The sequence below is a fragment of the Spongiactinospora sp. TRM90649 genome (genome assembly GCF_029382225.1).
Lineage (GTDB): Bacteria > Actinomycetota > Actinomycetes > Streptosporangiales > Streptosporangiaceae > Spongiactinospora.
On record NZ_JARLTC010000010.1, the window covers coordinates 55,407 to 79,636 of the forward strand.

Sequence of the window (24,230 nt, forward strand, 5' to 3'; positions counted from 1 at the left end):
CGTGTCCACGCTGCAGATCCGAGACCTCCGCGTCGCCGTCGAAGACAAGGAGATCCTGAAGGGCGTCAACCTCACCGTGTCGGCGGGCGAGACCCACGCCATCATGGGGCCCAACGGCTCGGGCAAGTCCACGCTGGCCTACGCCGTGGCGGGTCACCCGAAGTACACCATCACCGGCGGTGAGGTGCTGCTCGACGGCGAGGACGTGCTGTCCATGTCCGTGGACGAGCGCGCCAGGGCCGGGCTGTTCCTGGCCATGCAGTACCCGGTCGAGGTGCCGGGCGTCTCGGTGTCCAACTTCCTGCGCAGCGCCGTCACGGCCGTGCGCGGCGAGGCCCCCAAGCTCCGCGAGTTCACCAAGGAGCTGCGGGCCGGCATGGACGGCCTGGCCATCGACGCCGCGTTCGCCCAGCGCAACCTGAACGAGGGGTTCTCCGGCGGCGAGAAGAAGCGTCACGAGATCCTGCAGCTCGAACTCCTCAAGCCGAAGATCGCGGTGCTCGACGAGACCGACTCCGGCCTCGACGTCGACGCGCTGCGCGTGGTCTCCGAGGGCGTCAACCGCTTCCGCGAGCAGGGCGAGACCGGCGTGCTGCTGATCACGCACTACACCCGCATCCTGCGCTACGTGAAGCCCGACTTCGTGCACGTCTTCGCCGGCGGCAGGATCGTCGAGGAAGGCGGCCCCGAGCTGGCCGACCGGCTTGAGGCCGAAGGGTACGAGCGTTTCGCGAAGGCGTCGGCGTGACCGCTGTGACAGGCGCGCGTCTCGACGTGGAGAGGATCCGGAAGGACTTCCCGGTCCTCTCCCGCGAGCTGCCCGGCGGACGCCCGCTGGTCTACCTCGACTCGGGCAACTCCTCGCAGAAGCCGCTGCAGGTCATCGAGACCATGCGCGACCACCTCGCGATGCACTACAGCAACGTGGGCAGGGCGATGCACGCGCTCGGCGCGGAGTCCACCGAGGCCTACGAGGCGTCCCGCGACAAGATCGCCGCCTTCGTGGGGGCCCCGTCGCGGGATGAGATCGTCTTCACCAAGAACGCCTCCGAGGCGATCAACCTGGTGGCCTACGCCTTCGGCAACCCGGCGGGCGACGACCCCCGGTTCCGCATGGGCCCGGGCGACGAGATCGTCATCTCCGAGATGGAGCACCACTCCAACATCGTGCCGTGGCAGTTGCTCGCCCGGCGCACCGGCGCCACGCTGCGCTGGTTCCCGGTCACCGACGAAGGCCGCCTCGACCTCTCGGGCATCGACGACCTGATCGGTGAGCGCACGAAGATCGTGTCGATCGCCCACCAGTCCAACGTGCTCGGCACGGTCAACCCGGTGGCGACGGTGCTCGCCCGAGCGCGTCAGGCCGGGGCGCTGCTCATGCTCGACGCCTCCCAGTCGGTCCCGCACCACCCGGCCGACTTCGCCGCGTTGGGCGCGGACTTCGTCGCCTTCACCGGCCACAAGATGGTCGGTCCCTCCGGCATCGGCGTGCTGTGGGGCCGGGGCGAGCTGCTCGACGCGATGCCGCCGTTCCTGGGCGGGGGCGAGATGATCGAGGCGGTCTGGATGGACCACTCGACCTACGCGCCCGCGCCGCACAAGTTCGAGGCCGGCACCCCGCCGATCGTCGAGGCCATCGGCCTCGGCGCCGCCGCCGACTACCTCACCGCCACCGGGATGGCCGCCATCGAGGCGCACGAGCGCGAGCTGACCGGCTATGCGCTGGGGGCCCTCGGCGAGCTCCCCGGTCTGAAGGTGATCGGCCCGGTCTCGCTGGAGGATCGGGGCGGCACGGTCTCGTTCACGCTGGAGGGGATCCATCCCCATGACGTCGGGCAGATTCTCGACGATGCTTTCGGAGTCGCGGTCCGGGTAGGTCACCATTGTGCCCGTCCGCTCCATCTGCGGTTCGGAATACCGGCCACGACCCGGGCGTCGTTCTACCTGTACAACACCACCAGCGAGATCGACGCCCTGGTGCGCGGCCTCCACCACGTCCAGAAGGTGTTCGCCTGATGATCGCCGAGTCCATGTACCAGGAGCTGATCCTGGAGCATTACAAGCACCCGCAGGGGCGGGGGCTGCGTGAGCCGTTCGACGCGGAGGTCCACCACGTCAACCCGACCTGCGGCGACGAGATCACCATGCGGGTGAAGCTCGGCGACGGCGGGAAGGTCGAGGACGTCTCCTACGACGGCCAGGGATGTTCGATCAGCCAGGCCGCGGCCTCGGTGCTGTACGAGCTGGCGAGCGGTTCCACGGCGGGCGAGACGCTCACCGTGGTGGACGAGTTCACCCGCCTCATGCAGGGGCGGGGCAAGGTGGAGCCGGACGAGGACGTCCTCGGTGACGCCGTCGCCTTCGCCGGCGTGGCGAAGTTCCCCGCGCGGGTGAAGTGCGCGCTGCTGGCCTGGATGGCCTACAAGGACGCATTGGTGAGGAGCACGACATGAGCAAGCCGGTCGAGACCCCGACCACCGCGGTCCAGGACGAGGCGACCATCGAAGAGGTCATGGAGGCGTTGAAGGACGTCGTCGACCCCGAGCTCGGCATCAACGTGGTCGACCTCGGCCTGGTCTACGGCCTCAACCTCGACCCCGCCCCCGACGGCGGCGCGCCGGTGGCCACCATCGACATGACGCTGACCAGCGCGGCCTGCCCGCTGACCGACGTGATCGAGGACCAGGCGCACTCCGCCTTGGAGGGCCTGGCCTCCGACGTTAAGATCAACTGGGTGTGGATGCCGCCGTGGGGCCCCGACAAGATCACCGACGAGGGCCGCGAGCAGCTTCGGATGCTCGGATTCAACGTCTGAGCGAACGTCTGAAAGAATGTCCGCGGGCTCCGGGAAGAAAGTCGCATCCCGGAGTGTTGATCCATCGTGCCGCCCTCGGGCGGCAACGGGGATTTCACGCAACCGCGAGACCGGCACTGCGAACGCCGGGCATGTGTGATCGCGAGTTGATCAGGGCGGTAGACTAGTACGAACCGCCCTCGTGCGGAGCACCATGCCGCCCCCGGCAAACGCACCGCACGGCGCCCGTCGTCATGAAAACGGGCGCCTGAGTGGGCGCGGCCCGATGCCGCGCGTTCACAGGCTCGTCCTTTCGCAGAAGTGACGTGCCGCGTCCTTCTATCGAAAGGCACGAATCTTCGTGACCATGCTTGACGCCGTCCTGCCCGAGAACGACACCGCCACGTCCGAGGCCACCGAGGCCACGGACGCCCAGGCGCCGTCGGAGTTCACCGTCCTCGGCCTGCCCAGGCCGCTGGTGACGGCGCTCGCCAGGCAGGGCATCACCTCCCCCTTCCCGATCCAGCGGGCCACCATCCCGGACATCCTGTCCGGCAGCGACGTGCTCGGCCGGGGTCAGACCGGGTCGGGCAAGACGCTGGCCTTCGGCCTGCCCGCCATGGCCAGGATCGCCGGTGAGCGTGCCCGGCCGGGGCACCCCCTGGCCGTCATCCTGGTGCCCACCCGAGAACTCGCCCTGCAGGTCCACGACGCGCTCGAACCGCTCGGCCGCGGCCTCTCCCTGCGCATGCGCACGGTGGTCGGCGGCATGTCGATGGGCCGGCAGATCGAGGCGCTGCGGCGCGGCGTCGAGGTCGTCGTCGCCACTCCCGGGCGCCTCACCGACCTGATCGAGCAGGGCGAGTGCGCCCTGGACGACGTCCGGGTCACCGTCCTCGACGAGGCCGACCACATGTGCGACCTGGGGTTCTTCCCCGCCGTCACCGCACTGCTGGAGCAGACCCCCGCCGACGGGCAGCGGCTGCTGTTCTCCGCCACCCTCGACCGTGACGTCGACAAGCTGGTGCGCCGGTTCCTCACCGACCCGGTGACCCACGCGATCGCGTCGGAGACCTCTCCGGTCGACACCATGGAGCACCACGTGCTCCAGGTCAGCCGGGACGACAAGTTCCCGATCACGGCCGAGATCGCCAACCGCGACGGCAAGACCATCATGTTCGTCCGCACCCAGCACGGCGTCGACCGTCTGGTCAAGCAGCTCGCCCGGGTCGGCGTGCAGGCCGGCGGCCTGCACGGCGGCAAGCGCCAGAACCAGCGCACCCGCATCCTGGCCGAGTTCCGCGAGGGCACGATCGACCTGCTGGTCTGCACCGACGTCGCGGCCCGAGGCATCCACGTCGACGACGTGAGCCTGGTCCTGCACGTCGACCCGCCGCAGGACCCGAAGAGCTACCTGCACCGGGGCGGCCGTACGGCGCGCGCCGGCGAGCGCGGCACCGTGATGACCCTGGTGCTGCCCAACGAGCGGCGCTCCACGGACTCCATGACCCGCCAGGCGGGCATCCGGCCGTTCCGCCTGAAGGCGACCCCCGGTCACCCGAGGGTGGCCGAGGTCGCCGGTGCGCAGCCGCCGAGCGGGGAGGAGATCCCGGTGTGGGAGCCCGCTCCGCTGAACAGCATGCGCAAGCGCCGTGAGGGCGACGACCGGGGCCGCCGTCCGCGCCGTTTCCGTGACCGCGACCGCCGTCCCCACGGCGGCGGCGGTGACGACCGGCCGCGTTACGGCGACCGGCAGGGCCCGCGTGACCGCGCCGAGCGGCCCGAGAGCCGCCCGGCGTCCACCTTCGGCGAGTCGCGCGACGGTCGCGGCAACGGCGGGGGTGCCCGGCCGTACCGCGAGGGTGACCGGCCGCGTTACGGCGACCGTCAGGAGCGCCACGGCGGCGGCACCGGCCCGCGCGGCGGGCGCGACGCCCGCGAGGGGCACCGTGAGGGCTACCGGGGCGGCGCCTCGCGCGGCGGTTACGCGCCGTCTCGCGGCGACTCCCGCGACGGTGGCGGCTACCGCCAGGACCGCCGTTCCTTCGGCTCCCAGGGCAACCGCCACGGACGCTGACGTTCCCGCCCGGCCACCCCGCGACGTGCGGGGTGGCCGGGCGTCGTACGTCTCCCGCACGGGCACCGTTAGGCTGAAGACACACGTCACCGATCGCCGAGAGAGATCATGAAGACCTTCGATGAGCTGTTCGCCGAGCTGTCCGAGAAGGCGCGCACCCGCCCGGCGGGCTCGGGCACGGTCGCCGCGCTGGACGCCGGCGTCCATGCCATCGGCAAGAAGGTCGTGGAGGAAGCCGCCGAGAGCTGGATGGCGGCCGAGCACGAGTCGGACGACCGCGCGGCCGAGGAGATCTCCCAACTCCTCTATCACGTGCAGGTCCTCATGCTGGCCCGGGGCATCGGGCTGGAGCAGGTCTACAAGCATCTGTAGGGCGTCCGCCCTCCCGGGCGGCTCCGCCCCGGCCTCGCTCCCCGCAGACTCCGACTCCGTGTGAGGATCTCGTCATGCTCCGTCTCGCCGTACCGAACAAGGGCGCGCTCGCAGAATCCGCCCAGACCCTCTTGAAGCAGGCCGGATATCGCATCCGCAAGGAGGCCAAGGAACTCGTCGTGGTCGATCCCGACAACGACTGCGAGCTGTTCTTCCTGCGCCCCCGCGACATCGCCGTCTATGTAGGTGAGGGCACCCTCGACGGCGGCATCACCGGCCGCGACATGCTCTTCGACTCCGGGGCGCCCGCAGGCGAGGTCCTGCCGCTGGGCTTCGGTGGCTCCACCTTCCGCTTCGCCGCCCGCTCAGGCGACTTCACCAACGTCCACGACCTCAGCGGACGGCGGGTGGCCACCTCCTACTCCGGGCTGCTGGAGAAGCACCTCGCCGACGTCGGCGTCGAGGCCCGCGTCATCAAACTCGACGGCGCGGTGGAGACCGCGATCAGGCTGGGCGTGGCCGACGCCATCGCCGACGTCGTGGAGACCGGCACCACACTGCGCAACGTGGGCCTCGACGTCTTCGGCGACCCCATCATGCGCTCGGAGGCGGTCCTGATCGAGCGGGCGGGCTCGGCCAGGACGGCGGGCCTCGACCAGCTCGTCCGGCGTCTGCAGGGCGTTCTGGTCGCCCGCGACTTCGTGATGATCGACTACGACATCCGCGCCGAGCAGATCGACCGGGCCATCGAGATCACCCCCGGCATCGAGGGCCCCACCGTCTCCCCGCTGCACCGCGAGGGCTGGGTGGCCGTCCGGGCCATGGTCCGCCGCCGGGGGCACCAGCAGGTCATGGACCAGCTCTGGGAGATCGGGGCGCGGGCCATCTTCATCACCGATATCTACGCCTGCCGCCTCTGATCCAGCCACTTCTATCCGTTCTTAGCTCTTTCCGGCACATCGCCCGGGGTAACCGTTTCCGCACGCTGGGGACATAGCGGGGGTCAGCGGATGAGAGCAAGGGCGGAAGATGGAAATCAACAGGATCGTCGGCGGCGCACTCGGAGCGTTCGTCATGGCGTCGGCACTGGCCGTCGCCACGTCCCCGGCCGCGGCGGCCACGAAGAGCACAGCGAACAGGGAGAGCGCCGCGCGGGGCCCGGGCTGCTCCGACGCGGACCGGAAGGTGATCACCCGGGCGTTCGAGGCGTGGGCGGAGGGGACCGGCTCCATAACCGAGGTGTTCGCGCCCGGCATCGTGTGGCGTATCGAGGGCCGCTCGCTGGTGTCGGGGACCTACAACGACAAGAAGGAACTGCTCGACAAGGTGATGGGGCCCTTCGGCGCGCGGTTCGACAGCTCGCCGGAGCCGTTCCGTCCCACCAGGATCGAGGAGATCTACTGCCACGGGCGGACGATGGTGGTGCACTGGCACGGGGGCGGCGTGGCCAACGACGGCTACAAGTACAGCAACAGCTACGCGTGGATCATGACGCTGCGGCGCGGTGAGGTCGTGTCCGGCACCGCGTTCTTCGACACGATCTCCTTCAACGAGCTGTGGCGCAGGGTCACCCCCAGCCGGGCCTGACCGGCGGGGGCGGCGCTACTTCATCAGGGCGGTCTGCCGGATGAGGTCGCCGACGCGCAGGATGCCCATGCACCTGCCCACCTCGTCGGTGACCACCAAGTCGTCGTAGACGCGTTCCCCGCCGCGCCCGGCGACCTGCATCGCGGCGATGGCGGGGGTCGTCTTCGGCACGGTCCTCGGCGGGTCGGCCAGGCGCAGCACGGGCTTGTTGCCGTGCAGCGCGTAGCCGTACCGGCCGGCGATGGCCAGCATGAAACGGCTGCGGTCCAGGCTGCCGCGCGGGCGCTGGTACTCGTCCACGATGATCACGCTGGAGATGGACGGCTCCCCGCGGAAGACCTCCGCGGCCTCCTCGGTGGTGGCCTCGGCGGGGAGCGTGACGGCGGGCAGGAGCAGCTCCTGCGCGCGCGGCCCCAGGTCGATGGCGGTGGCGTCCTCGGCGATGACGGGCAGCGGCACGCACACCCGCCCGGTGGGGCCGGGCTTGAGCAGCGGCCCCTCGGCGAGCCGCACGCCCCACCCGCGGACGCGGGCGAGCTGCTCCTCCTCCTGCACGCCCGGCGCCAGGACGTGCGCGCCGATGCCGCGCGCCAGCGACGCCAGGGCCTCGCCCACGGCCGCCCGCCCGGGATCTCGCGGCGCCTGGGCGACCAGGTCGGGCGACAGCACCAGCAGGTACGGCCGGGCGTCGGCGAGCAGGTCCAGCGGGGTGTGGCCGGTGCCCAGGCCGCCGAGGGCGATCAGGTGGCCGATGGTCCGCAGGCCGTCGAGGCCGATGAGCAGCGCTCTTCGGTGTTCGGGCGGTATCTCGCCCTCGACGGTGAGGATGACCTCGCGCGGACGCCGGCCGGACTGGCGCATCGCCTCGTGCAGCGGCGCGAGCCCGCCGGATCCGGCGATGACCATGTGCGCGGGCAGGCCGAGCACGAGCGGCAGCCGGGTCTCGGTGCGCGCCGCGTCGAGCGCGGCCCGCAGCGTCGCGGACAGGAGGTCGGCCATGCCGTACGGCAGGTCGTCCGCGTCGTGGCGCCCGCCGCCGTGGACGGGACCGTGATCGGTCGTGATCCGGCCGTCGCCGATCGCGTGGAGGGCGATCACGCCTCCCGTGTCGAGGTCGACGACCGGATTCACGATCGCGCGAGCCCCCGCCGCGTCGGCGGGGGGCAGGAGTGGGGTGCTGCGCGACACGTATTGATGATGCGGCACCACGACAGGTGACTTGAAGCAGGTAGGGGCGAAGTTCACCGATATTTCGCCATGTGTTGTGGCCTTTGCAGCGGCATTGACTTAAAGCGCTGACAAAATGTTATTATAGTTGACCCATGCCCTCTCGGCCTGCGTGAAGACGGGGCGCGCGGCCCCGGCGCGACCGGGGGAGGATAACCTCGCCGCGTGAGCGCACGGCGACAGCCCGAAGGAAGCCAGGCCCCCCGACGCCCCGCGAGCGGAGGTGGCCGCTGGGTCTCGGTCCCCCCCGAACGCCTCGAAACCTGGATCGCCGGCTTCGCCACCCGCCACGGCGGCCCCCCCACCATCCACGCCGACGAAGCCACCATCTCCCTGACCGCCCCCGACGGCACCCTCGCCGAACTCCACCTCCCTTTCCCACCCGTACCCCAAGAACCCTCCGCCGCCCCTCCAGCGGAGAACCCGCCCGAGGTCCCCCTGACGGAGGCGCTCCCCGGCGTTCCTGGGGACCGGTCGGCCGGGGGGCCTTCGGAGGCTGCCCCGGACCGTCTGGTGGATGTGTCACCTGGCGGTTCCGGGGGCCGTTCGGCGGAGGTCTCGGCGACGGGCCAGGTGGGGGTGCCTTCCATCGGCTCTGAGGGGCAGGTGGTGGCGGGGGTGGTGGCGCATGTTGGGCGGGAGAGGTGGGTTGGGGTGGTGTTGGTGCGGCGGGGTGGGTATGCGGCCGGGGTGTTTCGGGGGGCGGAGTTGGTGGCGTCGAAGGTGGGGGCGCGGTTGGTGCAGGGGCGGAGTGCGGCGGGCGGGTGGTCGCAGCAGCGGTTCGCGCGGCGCAGGGAGCAGCAGGCGGGGCAGGCCAGGGACGCCGCCGCCGAGGTGGCGGCGCGGGTACTGGGGCCCTACATGGACCGGCTGGAGGCGGTGTTCTTCGGCGGCGACCGGCGGGCCGTGGACGCGTTGCGGGGCGACCGCAGGCTGGCCGCGGCCTTCGCGCGCGAGGCCGAGCCGTTCCTGACGGTGCCGGACCCGCGACTGGCCGTGCTGCGCGACACGCCGCGCACCTTCCGTGCCGTGCGCATCAGGGTGGTGGACGCCGGCCCGGCGCCCGGTGGCGCTGACGCCCAGGGACACGCCTGACCACCCGTACACTGATCGTATGTGCACTCCCGATTGACGGCCGCCTCCGCCGCCGTCCACCCATCCATCCCCGGCCTGGGAGTGTTCCCCTATCATGATCATTTCTACTGACGTCGAACTGCGCGCGGGCGCCCGGCTTCTCGTCGACGGCGCGAGCTTCCGGGTGAACCCGGGAGACAAGATCGGCCTCGTCGGCCGCAACGGCGCGGGCAAGACCACCCTGACCAAGGTCCTCGCGGGCGAGGCGCTGCCCGCGGCCGGCACCGTCTCGCGCACCGGCAACGTCGGCTATCTGCCGCAGGACCCGCGCACCGGCGACCTCACCGTGCTCGCCCGCGACCGCATCCTGTCCGCGCGCGGCCTCGACGAGGTGCTGCGCGACCTGCGCGCGGCCGAGCAGGGGATGGCCGACGGCGACCAGCGCGTCCGCGACCGCGCCGTGCGCGCCTACGGGCGGCTGGAGGACCGGCTGCACGTGCTGGGCGGTTACGCCGCCGAGGCGGAGGCCGCGTCCATCGCGTCGAGTCTCGGCCTGGCCGACCGCGTGCTCGGGCAGCCGCTGAGCACGCTGTCCGGCGGTCAGCGGCGCCGGGTCGAACTGGCCAGGATCCTGTTCTCCGGAGCGGAGACTCTCCTACTTGACGAGCCGACAAACCATCTCGACGCAGACTCGATCGGGTGGCTTCGTGATTTTTTGCGCTCACATCACGGCGGCTTGATCATCATCAGCCATGACGTCGGTCTTCTTGAAGCGACGGTAAACCGGGTACTGCACCTCGACGCCAATCGTTGTGTGATCGATACCTACAACGTCGGCTGGAAAGCCTATCTGGCCCAGCGTGAGACCGACGAGCGGCGCCGCAAGCGTGAGCGGGCCAACGCCGAGAAGCAGGCGAGCGCCCTGCTCTCGCAGGCCGACCGGATGCGCGCCAAGGCCACCAAGGCCAAGGCGGCACAGGACATGGAGCGCCGCGCCAGGCGGCTGCTGGCCGGGGTGTCGGAGGAGCGCAAGGCCGACAAGGTGGCCAAGCTGCGCTTTCCCACGCCGCTGCCCTGCGGGCGCACCCCGCTCTCCGCCGTCGGCCTGTCCAAGTCCTACGGCTCGCTGGAGGTGTTCACCGACGTGGACGCCGCCGTCGACCGCGGTACACGGGTGGTCGTGCTCGGCCTCAACGGCGCCGGGAAGACCACGCTGCTGCGGCTGTTCGGCGGTCTGGAGAAGCCCGACACGGGCGAACTGCGGCCCGGCCACGGGCTGAAACTCGGCTACTACGCCCAGGAGCACGAGACTCTCGACGCCGACCGCACGGTGCTGGAGAACATGCGCTCGGCCGGTCCCGACGTCGCCGACGTCGAGCTGCGCAAGACCCTGGGCTCCTTCCTCTTCACCGGCGACGACGTGGACAAGCCCGCCGGTGTCCTGTCAGGCGGCGAGAAGACCCGGCTGGCCCTGGCCACGCTGGTGCTGTCGGGTGCCAACGTCCTGCTCCTCGACGAACCCACCAACAACCTCGATCCGGACAGTCGCGAGCAGGTGCTATCGGCGCTTAGGTCCTATTCTGGGGCGATCGTGCTCGTTACGCATGATGAAGGCGCTGTTGAGGCGCTACAACCGGATAGGGTGATCTTGTTGCCTGACGGAGTGGAAGACGCTTGGAGTGATGAATTTTCCGATCTTGTGGCACTTGCCTGATCTTAATTTGAGCGGGTACGGATCTTTTCCCGTGGAGTAGGTAGCCGATCGAGCAGAAATGACTGATCATGGCGTGAGTAACGCTGCGGAAGTCTGGCACTACAGGAGGTACTCGTGGCCGAGACTCTGAAGAAAGGCACCCGGGTCACCGGGGCCGACCGCGAAAAACTGGCCGCCGATCTCAAGAAGCGCTACGCCGCGGGTGAGAGCATCCGCGCGCTGGCCGCTTCCACCGGGCGGTCATACGGGTTCATCCACCGCATCCTCAGCGAGTCCGGCGTGACTCTCAGGGGTCGCGGGGGAGCCACCCGGGGCAAGTCGAAGCGCTAGCGACCGCCTCGGAGCACGCGACCGCAGCCGCTCAACCGCCAGCCGGGAGCCGTCGCGACCCGGGCCGGGCAGGGGCCTCGAACGGGTTCGGTAGAACCTCGTTCTGGAGGCGGGGATAGGCTCGGGCACGACGGGTCGGCCGACGGGCGGAGCGAGCGATGGGGAAGCGGAAGTTGGGGGGAGCGTGGTGACGGTCGAGGCGGATGGGTTCGCCGAGGCCGGGCTGCGTTTCGAGGTGGACGGCAAGATCGCGACAATAACCCTGGACCGGCCGGAAAAGCGCAACGCGCAGACGTTCGCGACCTGGACGGCACTGGCCAGGATCGGCGCCGACCTGCCCGAGCAGGTCCGCGTCGTCGTGATCCGTGGTGAGGGGCCGTCCTTCTCGGCGGGCATCGACCTGCGGATGTTCAGCCCCGAGGGGGTACCAGGACAAGGATCGCTGGCATCGCAGGCGGGTCTCGGCGACGAGGCGTTCGATCGCCGGATCGCCCAGGCCCAGGAGGGGTTCCTGTGGCTGCGCCGTCCCGAGATCGTCTCGGTCGCGGCGGTGCGGGGCCACGCCATCGGTGCGGGCTTCCAGCTCGCGCTGGCCTGTGATCTGCGCATCCTGGCCGATGACGCCAAGCTCTGCATGAAGGAGCCCGCGCTCGGGCTGGTGCCCGACCTGACGGGCACCAAGCCGCTGGTGGACCTGGTGGGCCTGCCGCGTGCGCTGGAGATCTGCCTTACCGCCCGGACCGTTGGGGCCGATGAGGCGCACGCGCTGGGGCTGGCCGAGCTGGTGGTCCCGTCAGGCGAACTCGAACAGACGGTGGCGGATCTCGCCGCCGCCCTGCTGGCCACCGACCGCGGCGCGGCCACGGCGACCAAGCGCCTGCTGGCGGGCGCCGCCGGACGCACCCTCGCCGAGCAGTGCGCGGCCGAGCGCCGTGAGCAGACGGCCCGGGTGCGGGAGTTGTTCGCCCGGAGCTGATCGAGCGACCGTTCCGCCCGGTACGGGAATCACCGTACGCTTTCTGGCGCTCTGCCGACAGGAAGCAGGCGCGATTTCGGCGGGGCCGGATCCCGGAGAGGGTTCTCCCCGGCCGCGCGCGCCGGGAAGGACGGGGCCGGATGACGATGATGGGTTCCGGGATGGGGCCGTCGGTGATGCGGTCCATGCGCCGGGACGAATCGGTGATCAAGGAGCGGCTGAGCCCCGGCACCGTCCGGCGCATCGCCGGATACGCGCGCCCCTACGGCGGGCAGATCATCGCGTTCCTCGCCCTGGTGGTGCTGGCGGCGGTGGTCGTGGTGGCCAACCCGCTGCTGATGAAGGCGATCTTCGACGAGGGCATCCGGCCCGGACGGGTCGATGTGGTCGTCTGGCTGGCCGTGGCCATCGCCGGCCTCGCCATGGTCGACGCCGCGCTCGGCCTGGTCCAGCGCTGGTACTCGGCGAGGATCGGCGAGGGACTGATCTACGACCTGCGCACCGAGGTGTTCGACCACGTCCAGCGGATGCCGGTGGCGTTCTTCATGCGCGCCCAGACCGGCGCGCTGGTCTCCCGCCTGAACACCGACGTGATCGGCGCGCAGCGGGCGCTGACCAGCACGCTGTCGTCTGTGGTGTCGAACGTGATCAGCCTGCTGCTGGTCCTCGGCACCATGCTGGTGCTGTCGTGGCAGATCACCCTGGTGGCGCTGGCGCTGCTGCCGGTGTTCGTACTGCCCGCCAAGTGGGTCGGGCGGCGGATGTCCAGGCTCACCCGCGAGCAGATGCAGCTCGACGCCGAGATGAGCTCGGTGATGACCGAGCGGTTCAACGTGTCCGGCGCCTTGGTCGCCAAGCTCTACGGCCGCCCGGACGACGAGGCGTCCAACTTCTCCGACCGCGCGGCGCGGGTGCGCGACGTGGGCGTGATCGTCGCCATGTACGGCACCGTCTTCCGGATCGGCCTCGGCCTGGTCGCCGCGCTCGCCACCGCCCTGGTCTACGGCGCGGGCGGCGTCATGGTGATCGGCGGCGCGTTCGAGCTGGGCACCCTGATCGCCCTGTCCGCCCTGCTGATGCGCCTGTACGGCCCGCTGACCGCGCTCTCCAACGTGCACGTGGACGTGATGACCGCCCTGGTCAGCTTCGACCGGGTGTTCGAGGTCCTCGATCTCAAGCCGATGGTCGCCGAGCGGCCGGACGCGACCGCCGTCCCGGACGGCCCGGTGTCGGTGGAGTTCGAGGACGTGAGCTTCGCCTACCCCGCCGCCTCCGAGGTCTCGCTGGCCTCCCTGGAGTCGGTGGCCCGTCCCGACAACGGCCAGGCCCACCAGGTCCTCGACGGCGTGTCCTTCACCGTGGAACCGGGCCGGATGGTCGCCCTGGTCGGCCACTCGGGCGCGGGCAAGACCACGATCACCTCGCTGGTCTCCCGCCTGTACGACGTCAGCGGCGGCGCCGTCCTGATCAACGGCCTGGACGTGCGCGCGGCCCGGTTCGACTCGCTGCGCGACACCGTCGGCGTGGTCACCCAGGACGCCCACCTGTTCCACGACACCATCGGCGGGAACCTGCGCTACGCCCGCTCGGAGGCCACCGACGAGGAGATCTGGGAGGCGCTGCGCGCCGCCCAGATCGGCGAGCTGGTCGAGGCGCTGCCCGAGGGGCTGGACACGGTCGTCGGCGACCGCGGCTACCGGCTGTCCGGAGGGGAGAAGCAGCGCCTGGCCCTGGCGCGGCTGCTGCTCAAGGCCCCGAGGGTGGTCGTCCTCGACGAGGCGACCGCGCACCTGGACTCGGAGTCGGAGGCGGCCGTGCAGCGGGCGCTGAAACGGGCGCTGGCCGGCCGTACCTCGCTGGTCATCGCGCACCGGCTGTCCACGATCAGGGAGGCCGACGAGATCCTGGTGGTGCAGGACGGCCGGATCGCCGAGCGCGGCCGGCACGAGGAGCTGCTGGCCAGGGGCCGGATCTACGCCGAGCTTTACCGCACGCAGTTCAGCGAGACCTCCGACGAGACGTGAGAGACGAGACGTGAGAGCGGTCCCTGCGGGGGCCTACAGGTAGCCCAGCCGGGTCAGCTCGCCGCGGGCGACCTTCTCCACCAGGGCTGCGTCGGAGGCCGCCAGGCGCTTGCGCCACGCTCCTGGTGGAGGGACCTCCGCGGCGTACAGCGGCACCGCCGAGACCCGCGTCTCCAGGAATCCCGACAGCGCGGCCACCGAGGCCACTGGGGAGGCCGCGAGGTCCTCGTAGCGCACGGTGAGGAGCTGGTCGCCGGGCAGCAGGCGGTGCAGTTCGGCGTTGAGGCGCACCGCGCCGCGCCAGCGCAGCGCGCACTTGCCCGCCGCCGGCATGTCCTTCCACCGGTCGCGGTGCTCGTCCTTGTTCACGCCGAGGAACGGATTGGGGAACTCGGTCTCCTCGCTCAGCATCCCCGGGCGGAACCAGGCCAGGCAGGCGGGGTCGGCCAGCATGTCCGCGGCCACGTCGCGGCCGTCCCTGATCAGTTGCACGAACCGGGCGTCGGGGAAGGCGCGCAGCAGCGCGGGCGCGCTGTAGAGCAGGTCCGGGCTGGCGTCGCCGAACCTCGTCAGCGTCACCGCGTTCGCGCACGGCCCGGAGCCGGTGACGCCGCCCGCCTCCCGGCAGGCCGCCTGGCACTCCCCGCACGTTCCGGGCCCGAGCTGCCAGGACTGCGCCAGGGCGTCGCGCAGCACCCGCGCCGCGCCGTCGCCGCCGTTTCGCGCCACCATGGACGGCTTGCGGGCGAACGCGTAGACGACGTGCGTCACGGCCGTCCTGCCCATCGTGACGTGGAACCCCGGCGAGCGTTTCAGGGCACGGGCCAGCAGGTCCGCGCCGGAGTGCGGTGCGCCCAGCAGGAACACCGGCCGGTGGACCTTGATGCCGTTGACCACGAGGATGTGGGGCGGAGGTCGCATAGGTGTGGACAGTTTGACACCGTTTGAGGGGTGCCCGGACCGTCGCGACGGTTCCCGGTGACCGCTCCGCCCCGGCCAGAATGGGTATCACGACCGATGACGGGGAGGCTGGGCATGGCGTATCGCGGCGGGGAAGACGGCACCGGCGAGGCGGGGACCGGGCCGCCGCCCCTCCTGTCGCCGCCGCCGCTGCACCAGGGTGACACCGTCGCCGTCGTCGCGCCGTCCGGGCCGCCCGACCCGGCGCGCCTGGAGCGCGGGGCGGGGGTGCTGCGCGAGCTCGGGCTGAAGGTCGTCTTCGGCGAGCACGTGCTCGCGCGGGGCGACGGCCCGCCGTCCGGCCACCACGGCCACCTGGCGGCGTCCGACGCCGACCGGGCCGGCGACCTGCAGGAGGCGTGGTGCGACCCCGCCGTCGCGGCGGTGGTCTGCGCGCGCGGCGGCTACGGCACGACGCGGCTGCTCGGCCTGCTCGACTGGGACCGCATGGCCGGGGCCGGGCCCAAGACCCTCCTCGGCTCCAGCGACATCACCGCGCTGCACCTGGCGATCGGCGCGCGGCTCGGGACCGCGGGCTGTTTCGGGCCGATGCCGGCGGGTGAGACGCTCGCCGGCGACCTGGGCCCGGAGCCGCTCGGGCTGCGGCACCTGGAGCAGGCCCTGTACGGGGTCCCGGGGCCGATCACGGGCACGCACGCGCTGGTGCCGGGGCGGGTGAGCGCTCCCCTGGCCGGGGGCAACCTCACGCTGCTGGCCGCGCTGTGCGGCACTCCGTTCGCCCCCCGGTTCGCGGGCCGGATCGTGCTGCTGGAAGACGTGCAGGAGGCGCCCTACCGGATCGACCGGATGCTCACCCAGCTCATCGCCGCCGGGGCCTTCGACGGCGCCGCGGGGTTCGCGCTCGGATCGTGGGTGGGCTGCGGAGACGTCCTGCCGGTGCTGGCCGAGCGGCTGACCCCGTACGGCGTGCCCGTGCTGGCCGGGCTCGCGGTGGGCCACGGCAGCCCCCAGCACTGTGTCTGGCTTGGGGGACTTGGTGTTATTGATACCCAATCGTGCTCGCTGACCAGTCTGTTCCGCGGTTCGGAGGAGGCAATGTAGTTCAGGGCCGGACGCGAGAAGAGAGGACGAGCGTGTGAGGTTCTTCCGGCGACGCCGGGTAGAGCGGGAGCGTCCCCGCCCGGCCGAGGACGTGGATCTGGACTCCCTGCTCGCCCTGGTGGCCGACTCGCGGGGCTTCGCGTGCTCGTTCGCCGCCGACGGATCGGCACTGACGCTCAGCGGGTCCAAGGACCTCCCCAAAGATCTGGTCGTACGGCTGACCGGGCTGCGGCGCGAGGCCGCCCGCCGTACGCGCGACGACTGGCCGATGCTGGTCTCCGAGCACCTGACCCACGCGGTCGAGGTGGCCGGTGAGCCGCTCGACGCCTGCGACCTCGCCCAGGTGCGGCCCCTGCTGCGCACCCAGGTGCGCCTCGCCGACGACCTGGAGGCCGACCGCGTGGTCGGCCGCCACCTGAGCGCCGACCTGATCGAGCTGCTGACCGTCGGCTACGGCGGCGCGGTTCGCCCGGTTCGCCCGGTTCGCCCGGAGGAGGCCGGCTGCTGGCCGATCCCCGCCGGGCAGGCCCTGGACCTCGCGCTGCGCAACGCCCGCGACGACGAGCGCCTGTCGGCGGCCCGCGCCGACCTCGACGGCGTCGCCGTCTGGCGGCTCACCGGCCCCACCGCGAGCGCCGCCGCACACCTGCGCCACCTCGGCGACTACCTGCCGGTCCCCGACGACGGCGTGCTGGTCGCGCTGCCCAGGGCGGGCACGCTGGTGGTCCACCCGGTCGAGGGCATCGGCGTGGTGCGCGCCATCGAGCGGCTGCGCCTGCACGCCCAGTGGGAGGCGGGGGAGCACGCCGACGGCCTCAGCTCCCAGGTCTACTGGTGGCGCGGCGGACGGCTGACCCTCATCAAGGCCGACCTCGTGGCCCAGGACGGCCAGACCCGCCTGGTCGTCGCCCCGCCGCCGGAGTTCGCCCGGCTGCTCGCCGCGATCGCGGCCCGCCCGCCCCGCTAGGCGCCCGGCGGGCCGTCCGGCCGCGCGGTCACGACAGCGCCCGCGCGGTGTGGATCAGCGGCACATGGCTGAACGCCTGCGGGAAGTTGCCCACCAGGCGTCCGAGCCTCGGGTCGAACTCCTCGGCGAGCAGGCCCACGTCGTTGCGCAGCGCCAGCAGCCGCTCGAACAGCCGCTCGGCGTCGTCGCGCCGCCCGGTCATGGCCATCGCCTCGGCCAGCCAGAAGCTGCACGCGAGGAACGCGCCCTCGTCGCCGGGCAGGCCGTCCACGGCGTTGTCCTGCGACACCGGGTAGCGCAGCACGAACCCGTCGACGCTCAGCTCCCGCTCGATGGCGGCGATCGTGCCGTGCACCCGGGGGTCGTCCGGGGGCAGGAAGCCGACCATCGGGAGCATCAGCAGCGCAGCGTCGAGCTCCTCGGAGCCGTAGGACTGGGTGAAGGTGCCCCGCTCGGGGTCGAAGCCCCGGTCGCACACCTCGGCGTGGATCCGGTCGCGCACCTTCCGCCAGCCGTCGGCGGGGCCGGTGCGGCCGAACCGCTCCACCTGCCGGATGGCGCGGTCGAAGGCCACCCAGCACATCACCTTGGAGTGGACGAAGTGCCGGCGCGGGCCGCGGACCTCCCACAGGCCCTCGTCCGGGTCCTCCCAGTGGGTCTCCAGGTAGTCCAGCAGTTCGCGCTGGATGGCCCAGGCCCGGTCGTCCGGGGCCAGCCCGGAGATCCTGGACATGTACAGGGCGTTCATCACCTCGCCGTAGACGTCGAGCTGGAGCTGGTCGACGGCGGCGTTGCCGATCCTGACCGGCCGGGACTCCTCGTAGCCGGGCAGCCAGCCGACCTCCACCTCGGGCAGCCTGCGCTCGCCCGCGACGCCGTACATGATCTGCAGGTCTTGGGCGCGCCCGGCGATCGCGCGCAGCAGCCAGGCCCGCCAGGACTCGGCCTCCTCCAGGTAACCGGCGTCGATCAGCGCCTCCAGGGTCATCGTGGCGTCGCGCAGCCAGCAGTAGCGGTAGTCCCAGTTCCGCACGCCGCCGATGTTCTCCGGCAGGGAGGTGGTGGGGGCGGCGACGATGCCGCCGGTGGGGGAGTAGGTCAGCGCCTTGAGCGTGATCAGGGACCGGACCACCGCCTCGCGCCACGGCCCCTGGTAGGTGCAGCGGGCCACCCAGTCGGCCCACATCCCCTCGGTCTCGGCGAGTTGCACCTCGGGGTCGATCTCGACCGGCATCGGCTCGTGGGAGGGGTGCCAGGTGAAGATGAACGCCAGCCGCTGCCCGGCGGAGACCTCGAAGGTGGCGTTGTGCGCGTAGTCGCCGCCCTTGAGCGGCACCGGGGCGTGCAGCCACGCCGAGTCGGGGCCGCCGATGGCCTGCAGGTGGCCGTTGGTCCTGCGCACCCACGGCACGATGCGGCCGTAGTCGAACCTGACCCGGATCTGGGTGGACATCTCCACCGTGCCGGACACGCCCTCGACGATGCGCACGACGTCGGGGTTGGCGTGCCGGGGCGGCATGAAGTCGATCAGCCGGACCGTGCCGCCCTCGGTGTCCCACTCGCTCTCCAGGACCAGCGTCTCGCCCCGGTAGCGGCGGCGGGTCGCGGACGGGCGGCCGGTGGGGCCGAGCCACCAGTGGCCGTTCCGCTCGCCGCCGAGCAGCGCCGCGAAACAGGCGGGGGAGTCGAATCTGGGCAGGCACAGCCAGTCGATGGAGCCGTCACGGCCGACGAGCGCGGCCGATTGCATGTCCCCGATGAGGGCGTAGTCCTCGATGCGCATGCCATGACGCTAGCGCCGCTGCGTGCCGTCCGTCGCCTCCCCGCCGGCGGCGGGCGCGGACATGCGGCGCATGAAGAACTGGGTGAGCGGGCCGATCGCCAGCGCGAACACCACGGTGCCGATGCCGACCACGCCGCCGAGCAGCCATCCGATGGCCAGGACGGTGACCTCGATCAGGGTTCGCGCCGCGCGGACCGACAGCCCGAGCCGGTGCAGGCCCGTCATCAGGCCGTCGCGCGGTCCCGGCCCCATCCCGGCGCCGATGTAGAGCGCGGTGGCGGCGGCCACGATCACGACGGCGGCCACCAGGTAGGCCCAGCGGGCGGCCAGGTGGTCCGGGGCGGGTAGCGCCCACATGGCCGCGTCGGCGAACAGGCCGACGAACAGGGCGTTGCTGAGCGTGCCGATGCCCGGCCGCTGGCGCAGCGGGATCCAGAAGACCATGACCGCCGCGCCCACGATGATGATCCACGTGCCGAGCGAGAGTCCGGTGCGTACGGCGAGCCCCTGGTGGAACGCGTCCCAGGGGTCGTTGCCGAGCCGGGACTCGACCTGCAGGCCGATACCGGCGCCGTACAGGAGGAGCCCGGCGTAGAGCCGCAGGAGCCGGGCCGGAAAGGACCCGGGGGTGGGGATGGAAAGTTCGCTCATGATGTGGCAATTCTGGAAGTCCGGAAGATCACGATAAAGGGCCAATTTCGGAAAGTGGCCTTATAGTGGGCCGATGGACAGGTACCTGAGCGGCCCGGCACTGGCGGGACTGGTGAGCGTCGATCCCTCGGCGCGCCCCTACTACCGCGCGCTCGCAGCCGGGGTGCGCGCGGCGATCCTCGACGGCCGCCTGCCGGTCGGGGCCCGGATGCCCGCCGAACGGCACCTCGCGCAGGCGCTCCAGGTCAGTCGCACCACGGTCAGCGCCGCCTACGACCGGCTGCGCGAGCAGGGCTACATCGAGAGCAGGCGCGGCTCGGGCAGCCGGACGGCACTGCCCGACCCGGCCACGCTCGGCCCCGACAACCCCTGGCTGGCCCGGGGCGACGACGGCATGCTGGCGATGCACTGCGCCGCCCCCGCCGCGAGCACCCTGCTCCCCGAGGCCGTGGCCCAGGCCGCCCACGACCTGCCCAGGTACACGCTCGGCGTCGGCTACGACCCGCTCGGCCTGCCCGCGCTGCGCGCGGCCGTCGCCCGCCGCTACACCGAACGGGGCCTGGCCACCCGGCCCGAGCAGATCCTGGTGACCTCGGGCGCGCAGAGCGGCATCCACCTGGTGATGTCCCTGCTGGTCGGCCAGGGCGACCCGGTACTCGTGGAGTCGCCGACCTACCCGCACGCGCTCGACGCCGCGCGCGGCCACGGGGCGCGGCTGGTGCCCGTCGGGATCACCGAGGACGGCTGGGAGCCCGCCCTGCTGGGCGAGGCGATGCGGCAGTCGGGCGCGCGCCTGGCCTACCTCATCCCCGACTACCACAACCCGACGGGCAGGCTGATGGACGACGCCGCCCGCGCGGAGGTGACCGCCGCCGCCGGGCGCGCGGGCACCACCATCCTGGCCGACGAGTCGTGGGCCGAGATGGGCCTTCCCGGCTCGCCCACCGCCACGCCGATGGCCGCCTTCGCGGGCGACGACCGCGTCATCACCGTCGGGTCGGCCTCCAAGCTGTGGTGGGGCGGCCTGCGGGTGGGCTGGATCCGCGCCACCGCCGAGCGGGTGTGCGCGCTGGCCCACCTGCGCGCGGCGGTCGACATCGCCGGGGCGCCGTTCGAGCAGCTCGTGGCGACCCGCCTGTTCGAGCGGATCGAGCAGGCCCGCGAGGAACGGCGGCGCACGCTGTGCGCCTCGCGGGAGGCCCTGGTAACGGCTCTGCGGGCGCGGATCCCCTCCTGGGACTTCCGGGTGCCGGAGGGCGGCGGCGTGCTCTGGGTGCGCCTTGACGGCCCGGTGGCGACCTCCCTGGCGGCGACGGCCTCGGCCCACGGCGTGCGGCTGGCCCCCGGGCCGTGGTTCGGGGTGGAGGGCACGCTGGAGGGGCACCTGCGCCTGCCGTACACGCAGCCGCCGCAGGTGCTCGCCGAGGCGGTGGAGCGCATCGCGGCGGCACACGACGGACGGCCCGCCGGGCCGCCGCCCGCCACGCGGACCTTCACTCCGGCGCTGTGACCGCCGCCGGCGACATGAGCCCATGCAGCCTGCGGGCGCAGCCGAACAGCACCGCCCCCGCGCACACCGCGACGGCCGCAAGCGTCAGGAAGTACGCCTGCTGCGACATGTGCGCGAGCAGCCTGCCGGTCTGGCCGCCGACGGCGTCGCCCACCGCGGTGGAGAGGAACCACACGCCGAGCATCTGGCTCTGGAACGCCCTCGGGGCCAGTTGCGAGGTGACCGAGAGCCCGACCGGGCTGAGCGCCAGCTCGCCGAACACCTGGACCAGGTAGACCGCCACCAGCCACCACACCGACACCCTGGCGGTCTCGGCCAGGCCCGCGGCCACGGCCATCAGCACGAAGCTCAGGCCGATCATCACCAGCGCGAACGCGAACTTGACGGGCGCGGCGACCCGGTCGCCCAGGCGTACCCACAGCACCGCGAACAGGGGCGAGAAGATCAGGATGAACAGCGGGTTGATCGCCTGGGTGGTGGCGGCCTGGATGTCCACCCCGAACAGCGAGAGCGTGGTCTTGTGCTGCGCGAACAGGTTGAGCACGCTCGGCGCCAGGTCGTAGATCATCCAGAAGACCGCCGCGGCGGCGAACAGCCAGATGTAGGCGCGCATCCGGGCGCGCTCCTCCGGGGCCAGGCCGTGCTCGCCGAGCAGGATGTAGGCGAAGTAGGCGACGGGCACCGCGATCACGACCACCGTCAGCACGAGGGTGAGCCGGTCCAGCGTGAACGTGCCCGAGACCGCCCACAGGGCCGCGCCCGCCGCCGTAACCGCCGCCGCGCCTCCCGCCAGGCGACCGAACGCGGCCCGCTCCTCCGGCGTGAGCCGGTGTCCCGGCTCGGACCCGGCGTCGCCGAGGTGGCGGTAGCCGTGGATGTACCAGACCAGGCCGATCGCCATGCCGACCGCCGCGGCGCCGAAGCCCAGGTGCCAGCGGTTCCCCGCCGCGAGCCGGTCGCCGACGACGAACGGGGCGATGAACGCGCCCAGGTTGATGCCGAAGTAGAAGATCGAGAACCCGGCGTCCCTGCGGGCGGCGTCGTCGCGCGGGTAGAGCTGGCCGACCATGCAGGAGATGTTGGGCTTGAGCAGCCCGGTGCCCGCGACGATCAGGCCCAGGCCCAGCCAGATCAACGCCGCCCCCTCGACTGGGACGGCCATGCTGATGTGCCCCAGCATGATCGTGACGCCGCCGGTCAGCACCGAGCGCCGGGGGCCGAGGATCCGGTCGGCGATCCAGCCGCCGGGCAGCGCGAGCAGATAGACCAGCGAGCCGTAGATGCCCACGACGCCGATGGCGGTCGCCTCCGGCAGGCCGAGCCCGCCCATGACGGGGGAGGCGACCATGAACAGCACCAGGATGCTGCGCAGGCCGTAGTAGCTGAACCGCTCCCACATCTCGGTGCCGAAGAGCGTGGCGAGTCCGCGGGGGTGCCCGAAGAAGTCCCTGTTCGCCGAGCACGTGCCGCTCGTAACCCCCGATGTCATGCTTGGCCCCCTGAAGGTGGCCGATATCCGGCCGTGGTCCATGAATGCCCATGTATCCGCAGGTCAAGCGCGGTAAGCGGACCTGATCGCGAGGAAATCTGGGGCCAGGTGGGGGTTTTGCCGTGCCTGGTGTGTGTCGAAGCCCCCGGCATTACCTGCCGGTTCCTACCGTCTTGATCATGACTCAGAGACTTCTTCTCACCTCGCTCGCGGCGGGGGCGCTCGCACTGCCGCTGCTCGTGCAGGCGACACCCGCCGCGGCCGAGGAGCTGGAGATCGGCTCGATCACGGTACGGCCCGCGAATCCGGTCGTCGGGGCGACCGGCTCGGTGCGCATGGTGATCGACGTGGTGGCGCGCGGGGCCACCGGGCGCGACGGCGTGACGATCACGGTCGAGCCCGGGCGGCGGGCCGCGGCCGATCCCGCTCCTCGTCCCGATCCCCGGCCCTTGCCGCCGGACCAGCAGACGCCGCCCCAGCCGGGGCCGCCGGCCGTACCCGCTCCGCCCGGCCAGGACGGATCCACCGAATCGGCGCCCCAGGTCGATCCTTCCCGGCCCGACCGGCCCGTCATGCCGGGAAGACCGGGACCGCCCCCCCGGCCCGCCGGTCCGTGGGCGCCGGGACAGGCCGCTGCCTCCGCGCCGATGGCCGGTCAGCCGGGGAATCCGGCCGTGCCCGCACCGCCCGGCACCGAGGCCGGGAGCGACCGCGACAACCCGACGGGCAAGGCCGGACGGCCCGGCAAGCCGCGTAAACCAGGCAAGACCCGGCGGCAGCCGCGCGGCGACAGGGCGATGGCCCCGCCCGCCGAGCAGGGGACGCCGGTACGTCCGGCCGTGCCGCCCGCCGATCAGGCACTTCCGGTGCGCCCGGCCGTGCCGCCCGCGGACCAGGCGCATCCGGTGCATCCCGCCGTGCCGCCCGCGGACTGGTCGATCCCGGTGCGCCCGCCCGTGGACCGGGCGGCCCCGGTGCGCCCCGCCGTGCCGCCGGAGCCGGGAACGCCCGCCGAGCAGGGCGTCACGGTACGGCCCGCCCTGCCTCCCGCGCAGGGCGGGACGCTCGCCCCGGTCGCGCCCGGCAGGGAACACGGCCGCGCGACGCACACCGCCGCCGCCCGCCTGGACTCGGACTGGCAGACCTGGCGCTTCCTGCCCTCTAAGGACCTGGACCGTAGATACCCCGCCGGGTACTGGACGGTGACCGCGACCGCGCACGGCGCGGGCGGGGAGACCGTCTCCGAGCGCGCGTCGTTCGTGCTGCGCCGCGAGACGCGGCTGACCTCGGCCGAGGTGATCCTGGCCGGCGGCAGACGGACCGAGGGGGTGCGCGTGCGCGGCGTCCTTACCCGCGTCGATCCCAAGGGAATGGTCGACTACGCGCCCTTCCCCGGCCAGGAGGTGCTGATCGAGCGCCGCCGTCCCGACGGCGTGCAGTGGACGCGGCTGGCCACGGCGACGACCGACCGGCGCGGGCGCTTCGCGCGCATGGTCACCGCCTCGCCGAGCGGGCAGTGGCGGATCCGTTTCGACGGCACGACCCGCTACGCCGCCAAGACGAGCGCGGCGATGGAGGTTTCGGGAGGGCTGTGACGGGCGGCTTTTCCGATGTGATCATTTTGTGATCGTTG

The 24,230-nt window shown here is 72.1% G+C and carries 22 protein-coding genes; 17 read left to right on the plus strand and 5 right to left on the minus strand.

The genetic code is table 11. From position 1 onward, the window contains the following. The first annotated feature begins 1 nt into the window (after position 1). From sufC to P3X83_RS14145, 8 genes are all read left to right on the plus strand, one after another. Positions 2-748 (plus strand): Fe-S cluster assembly ATPase SufC, encoded by a 747-nt coding sequence (gene sufC, locus P3X83_RS14110; protein ID WP_277305476.1) that lies wholly within the window; start codon positions 2-4, stop codon positions 746-748. After that, positions 745-2,016: a cysteine desulfurase gene (locus tag P3X83_RS14115; RefSeq protein ID WP_277305477.1), complete on the plus strand. Its 1,272-nt coding sequence runs from the start codon at positions 745-747 to the stop codon at positions 2,014-2,016. The genes sufC and P3X83_RS14115 overlap by 4 nt, the downstream gene beginning before the upstream one ends. Next, positions 2,016-2,453, plus strand: coding sequence for a Fe-S cluster assembly sulfur transfer protein SufU (sufU, locus tag P3X83_RS14120; RefSeq protein WP_277305478.1), 438 nt, complete (start codon positions 2,016-2,018; stop codon positions 2,451-2,453). Before P3X83_RS14115 ends, sufU begins: the two co-directional genes overlap by 1 nt. Then, entirely contained in the window at positions 2,450-2,815 is a 366-nt protein-coding gene (locus tag P3X83_RS14125) for a metal-sulfur cluster assembly factor (RefSeq protein ID WP_277305479.1), read from the plus strand. The genes sufU and P3X83_RS14125 overlap by 4 nt, the downstream gene beginning before the upstream one ends. Positions 2,816-3,161: 346 nt before the next feature. Next, entirely contained in the window at positions 3,162-4,871 is a 1,710-nt protein-coding gene (locus P3X83_RS14130; RefSeq protein ID WP_277305480.1) for a DEAD/DEAH box helicase, read from the plus strand. Positions 4,872-4,979: 108 nt separating this feature from the next. Further along, on the plus strand, positions 4,980-5,243 hold the full coding sequence (locus P3X83_RS14135; RefSeq protein ID WP_277305481.1) for a phosphoribosyl-ATP diphosphatase: 264 nt from the start codon (positions 4,980-4,982) through the stop codon (positions 5,241-5,243). Between the two features lie 74 nt (positions 5,244-5,317). After that, complete coding sequence (gene hisG / locus P3X83_RS14140; protein WP_277305482.1) at positions 5,318-6,163, plus strand: ATP phosphoribosyltransferase; 846 nt, start codon at positions 5,318-5,320, stop codon at positions 6,161-6,163. A 109-nt stretch (positions 6,164-6,272) separates the two neighbouring features. Continuing rightward, positions 6,273-6,830: a hypothetical protein gene (locus P3X83_RS14145; RefSeq protein ID WP_277305483.1), complete on the plus strand. Its 558-nt coding sequence runs from the start codon at positions 6,273-6,275 to the stop codon at positions 6,828-6,830. Between the two features lie 15 nt (positions 6,831-6,845). On the opposite strand, the gene P3X83_RS14150 is transcribed toward P3X83_RS14145, so the two are convergent. Continuing rightward, complete coding sequence (locus tag P3X83_RS14150) at positions 6,846-8,018, minus strand: EAL domain-containing protein (protein ID WP_277305484.1); 1,173 nt, start codon at positions 8,016-8,018, stop codon at positions 6,846-6,848. 558 nt (positions 8,019-8,576) lie between these two features. Here P3X83_RS14150 and P3X83_RS14155 point away from each other — a divergent pair. The 5 genes from P3X83_RS14155 (at position 8,577) to P3X83_RS14175 (ending at position 14,175) form a co-directional block, all read left to right on the plus strand. After that, complete coding sequence (locus P3X83_RS14155) at positions 8,577-9,152, plus strand: acVLRF1 family peptidyl-tRNA hydrolase (RefSeq protein WP_277305669.1); 576 nt, start codon at positions 8,577-8,579, stop codon at positions 9,150-9,152. A gap of 94 nt (positions 9,153-9,246) precedes the next feature. Next, on the plus strand, positions 9,247-10,845 hold the full coding sequence (locus tag P3X83_RS14160) for an ABC-F family ATP-binding cassette domain-containing protein (RefSeq protein WP_277305485.1): 1,599 nt from the start codon (positions 9,247-9,249) through the stop codon (positions 10,843-10,845). A gap of 114 nt (positions 10,846-10,959) precedes the next feature. After that, entirely contained in the window at positions 10,960-11,175 is a 216-nt protein-coding gene (locus tag P3X83_RS14165) for a helix-turn-helix domain-containing protein (protein ID WP_093173121.1), read from the plus strand. A gap of 187 nt (positions 11,176-11,362) precedes the next feature. Beyond that, on the plus strand, positions 11,363-12,151 hold the full coding sequence (locus P3X83_RS14170; protein WP_277305486.1) for an enoyl-CoA hydratase/isomerase family protein: 789 nt from the start codon (positions 11,363-11,365) through the stop codon (positions 12,149-12,151). Between the two features lie 140 nt (positions 12,152-12,291). Then, positions 12,292-14,175, plus strand: a complete 1,884-nt coding sequence (locus P3X83_RS14175; RefSeq protein ID WP_277305488.1) for an ABC transporter ATP-binding protein — start codon at positions 12,292-12,294, stop codon at positions 14,173-14,175. 33 nt (positions 14,176-14,208) lie between these two features. On the opposite strand, the gene P3X83_RS14180 is transcribed toward P3X83_RS14175, so the two are convergent. Continuing rightward, complete coding sequence (locus P3X83_RS14180; RefSeq protein ID WP_277305489.1) at positions 14,209-15,096, minus strand: sulfotransferase; 888 nt, start codon at positions 15,094-15,096, stop codon at positions 14,209-14,211. Positions 15,097-15,210: 114 nt separating this feature from the next. Here P3X83_RS14180 and P3X83_RS14185 point away from each other — a divergent pair, with 114 nt between their 5' ends. After that, the gene (locus P3X83_RS14185) at positions 15,211-16,197 is read left to right on the plus strand and encodes an LD-carboxypeptidase (RefSeq protein ID WP_277305490.1); all 987 of its coding nucleotides are present in this window, start codon (positions 15,211-15,213) and stop codon (positions 16,195-16,197) included. 34 nt (positions 16,198-16,231) lie between these two features. Beyond that, positions 16,232-17,164, plus strand: a complete 933-nt coding sequence (locus tag P3X83_RS14190) for a hypothetical protein (RefSeq protein ID WP_277305491.1) — start codon at positions 16,232-16,234, stop codon at positions 17,162-17,164. A gap of 28 nt (positions 17,165-17,192) precedes the next feature. Here the strand turns inward: P3X83_RS14190 and P3X83_RS14195 are convergent, their stop codons facing one another. Next, the gene (locus tag P3X83_RS14195; RefSeq protein ID WP_277305492.1) at positions 17,193-18,947 is read right to left on the minus strand and encodes a glycoside hydrolase family 15 protein; all 1,755 of its coding nucleotides are present in this window, start codon (positions 18,945-18,947) and stop codon (positions 17,193-17,195) included. Positions 18,948-18,956: 9 nt separating this feature from the next. Then, positions 18,957-19,598: a hypothetical protein gene (locus P3X83_RS14200; RefSeq protein WP_277305493.1), complete on the minus strand. Its 642-nt coding sequence runs from the start codon at positions 19,596-19,598 to the stop codon at positions 18,957-18,959. Between the two features lie 73 nt (positions 19,599-19,671). On the opposite strand from P3X83_RS14200, the gene P3X83_RS14205 reads away from it, so the two are divergent. After that, positions 19,672-21,108, plus strand: a complete 1,437-nt coding sequence (locus P3X83_RS14205; RefSeq protein WP_277305494.1) for a PLP-dependent aminotransferase family protein — start codon at positions 19,672-19,674, stop codon at positions 21,106-21,108. Here P3X83_RS14205 and P3X83_RS14210 read toward each other — a convergent pair. Continuing rightward, positions 21,092-22,597: an oligopeptide:H+ symporter gene (locus tag P3X83_RS14210; RefSeq protein WP_277305495.1), complete on the minus strand. Its 1,506-nt coding sequence runs from the start codon at positions 22,595-22,597 to the stop codon at positions 21,092-21,094. The genes P3X83_RS14205 and P3X83_RS14210 overlap by 17 nt on opposite strands. Before the next feature lie 179 nt (positions 22,598-22,776). Here P3X83_RS14210 and P3X83_RS14215 point away from each other — a divergent pair, with 179 nt between their 5' ends. Next, positions 22,777-24,192 (plus strand): hypothetical protein, encoded by a 1,416-nt coding sequence (locus P3X83_RS14215; RefSeq protein ID WP_277305496.1) that lies wholly within the window; start codon positions 22,777-22,779, stop codon positions 24,190-24,192. Positions 24,193-24,230: the final 38 nt, after the last annotated feature.